Below are 2,109 nucleotides of genomic sequence, written 5' to 3' on the forward strand. Positions count from 1 at the left end.
GGCGCCTCCGCCGGCGCCGGCGCCCGGCCCGGCGACCACCACCGACCGGGAACGCGAGCGGGCGCCCGGCGGGCGGGCCGTCCCGAAGCGGGCGCGCCCGCGTTCCGCCGCACCGCGCCCGGCGCCCCGCAAGGCGCGTCCCCGCCCGCCCGTGCGGCACCCGAGGCACAAGGCGCGCAAGCCGCGCACCGCGCGCCCGGCCACACCGTCCTGGGTCGCCGCCGAGTGCCGCCGCCGCTTCCCGGACGATCCGACTCGCAGGGCCGCCTGCGTCGCCGCCCTCTCCGGCCGCCTCGGCGGCTGATCAGGCGGCCCGGGAGGCGAGCGCGCGCTCGACGCCGGCGCGCAGTTCACCGACGTCCACGCCCGCCCCGGTGACCAGCCGTGCGGCCATGAACTCCTTGTCGTGCAGCACGCCGAGCAGGATGTGCCCGCTCTCGATGCGCTTCTGCTTGAGCCGGATCGCGTGCCGCAGGCTCAGCTCCAGCGACTTCTTGGCCCTCGGGGTGAACCGGAGATGGCCCTTCTCGCCGCACCGGGCCCCGGCGGGGGAGTCCAGCGCGCCCGCGCCGAAGCTCGCCTCCGTCGCCGCGCGGACGGCGTCCAGGTCGATGCCGATGCTCTTCAGCGCGTCGGCGTCCAGTGGGGACCGGCTCGTACCGGCGAGGCGGGCGCGCAGACCTTCCGCCGTGAGCCCGTGCCCGTCCAGCAGGCGCGCCATGGCGTCACCGCCGTCGGCGATCGCCAGCAGCAGGTGCTCGGTGCCGATGAAGGGCGCGCCGAGGGCCCGCGCCTGCGCCTGGGCGCCGGTGACCGCCGCCCGCGCGCCGTCGGTGAAACGCTCGAACATCCCTCACTGCTCCTTCTTGAGAAGGCGGCGCCCGCCGCCGTGCTTCTTGTGGACGGCCTGCCGGCTCACGCCGAGGCAGACCGCGATCTCCTGCCAGGACCACCCCTGCTCGCGGGCGCTGGCGACCTGCAGCGCCTCCAGCCGCTCGGCCAGCTCGCGCAGCGCCCGCACGGCCCGCAGGCCCACCGCCGGGTCCCGGCTGCTCGCCTCCTGGGCGAGCGTCACTCCATCGCTCATGGCGTCAATGTAGGTTGACATCGCGGCCGTGTCAACCGATGTTGACGCCTGTCGGTGGTTCAGCGGACGGTCAGCAGCGTGGTGAGCAGGTCGTCCAGGCTGACCAGGCCCGCGATGCCGCCGTCCGGGGCCACCGCCAGGCCGAGATGGCTGTGGTGGGACTTCAGGATCGCGACGGCCTCCCCGACCGGCGTCCCGACCGGCATCGCCGGGACCGGGTGCGCCAGCCGCCCGGCCGGCGTCGCCGCGCCCCGCGCACGGGCCAGGTAGGCGTCGCGGACGTGCACCATGCGGGCGGCGCCCGGCCGGTCCGGGTCGCGCAGCATGAGGCGCGTGTGGCCGCTGCGGGCGGCGGTGTCCACGACCTCCTGCGGGGACGCGGCCGCCGGCACCGACACGATGTCGGAGACCGGCACCACGAGCCCGGCCAGCGGCACGCGCGGCGCGTCCAGCGCGGTCGTGAGCAGGGTCAGCTCGCCCTCCGCGATCAGCCCGAGCCGCCGCGACTCCTCCGCGATGCTGCGCAGCTGCTCCGGCGTGCGCGACACCTCCCGCGATTCCGCGGGCCGGACGCCCACCGCGCGCAGCAGCAGGTTCGTCGCGCCGTTCAGCGCCGCCAGCAGCGGGCGCGCGACGGTCGCGAACGCGCGGAACGGCAGCCCCAGCACGGTCGCGGAGCGCTCCGGGTCGGCGATCGCCCACGACTTCGGCGCCATCTCGCCGACGACCATGTGCAGGAACGTCACCAGCGCCAGGGCCAGCACGAACGCGACCGCGTGCGCGGCGCCCCCCGGCAGGCCGGCGGTGTGGAACAGCGGGGTCAGCGCCCCCGCGAACACCGGCTCGGACACCAGGCCGAGGCCGAGCGAGCACATCGTGATGCCGAGCTGCGCGCCCGCGAGCGTCAGCGACAGCTCGTCGATCCCCGCGGGTCAGGATCACGTCGATCTCGTCGCCCTCGTGCGCGCTCGGGAGTTCCCCGGTGGGGTCGAGGAGCGCGGTGATGCGTGTTTCCGCTGTTT

3 protein-coding genes and 1 pseudogene are annotated in these 2,109 nt (G+C 76.2%); 1 reads left to right on the plus strand and 3 read right to left on the minus strand.

Annotated elements, in window-relative coordinates; genetic code table 11:
* Positions 1–304 (plus strand): annotated as a pseudogene (locus AB0K34_RS46505) (hypothetical protein); the annotation flags it as partial.
* On the opposite strand, the gene AB0K34_RS46510 reads toward AB0K34_RS46505, so the two are convergent.
* The 3 genes from AB0K34_RS46510 to AB0K34_RS46520 are packed head-to-tail and all read right to left on the minus strand — an operon-like array spanning position 305 to position 2,010.
* Positions 305–850 (minus strand): Clp protease N-terminal domain-containing protein, encoded by a 546-nt coding sequence (locus tag AB0K34_RS46510; protein ID WP_138636847.1) that lies wholly within the window; start codon positions 848–850, stop codon positions 305–307.
* Positions 851–853: 3 nt separating this feature from the next.
* The gene (locus AB0K34_RS46515) at positions 854–1,087 is read right to left on the minus strand and encodes a helix-turn-helix domain-containing protein (protein ID WP_138636846.1); all 234 of its coding nucleotides are present in this window, start codon (positions 1,085–1,087) and stop codon (positions 854–856) included.
* Between the two features lie 59 nt (positions 1,088–1,146).
* Positions 1,147–2,010, minus strand: coding sequence for a CNNM domain-containing protein (locus AB0K34_RS46520; RefSeq protein WP_364554946.1), 864 nt, complete (start codon positions 2,008–2,010; stop codon positions 1,147–1,149).
* Positions 2,011–2,109: the final 99 nt, after the last annotated feature.

Origin of the sequence: Actinomadura sp. NPDC049382 (assembly GCF_040677125.1) — a bacterium.
Taxonomy (GTDB): domain Bacteria; phylum Actinomycetota; class Actinomycetes; order Streptosporangiales; family Streptosporangiaceae; genus Spirillospora; species Spirillospora geliboluensis.

Coding starts and splice junctions, on each gene's coding strand:
- AB0K34_RS46510 (WP_138636847.1), bottom strand. CDS start 850: ATGTTCGAGCGTTTCACCGACGGCGCGCGGGCGGCGGTCACCGGCGCC.
- AB0K34_RS46515 (WP_138636846.1), bottom strand. CDS start 1,087: ATGAGCGATGGAGTGACGCTCGCCCAGGAGGCGAGCAGCCGGGACCCG.